Source organism: Streptomyces sp. URMC 126, from assembly GCF_051386555.1.
GTDB lineage: Bacteria > Actinomycetota > Actinomycetes > Streptomycetales > Streptomycetaceae > Streptomyces.
Genome location: NZ_JBPQTX010001383.1, coordinates 1 through 234, shown reverse-complemented (window position 1 = coordinate 234; position 234 = coordinate 1). Strand labels below are relative to the sequence as shown.

The following is a 234-nucleotide window of genomic DNA, read 5'->3' as shown; positions in this document are numbered from 1 at the left end:
ACACAGCTTGACGCCAGCATCTTCCACGACAAGGTCAAGAACCGCTATGTCTTCGGCTTTCCGCCCAATGTCCCGCCCCCGCCGCAGTTCATCAACCTGGGCGGCTACACCATGCGCGGCATGGAGCTGTCGCTGCGCCAGGCGCTGGGCGGCGGCTGGTCGGGCTTTGCCGGCCTGACGCTGCTGGACCCCAGCATGGACAACCTGCCCTACAGCCCGCGCCGCGCGCTGACG

At 67.5% G+C, this 234-nt stretch carries 1 protein-coding gene; it reads left to right on the top strand.

Features of this window, described 5'->3' with window-relative positions; translation table 11 throughout:
* On the top strand, positions 1-234 hold a 234-nt coding region (locus tag ACSNOK_RS36370), incomplete at both ends, for a hypothetical protein (RefSeq protein ID WP_436784919.1).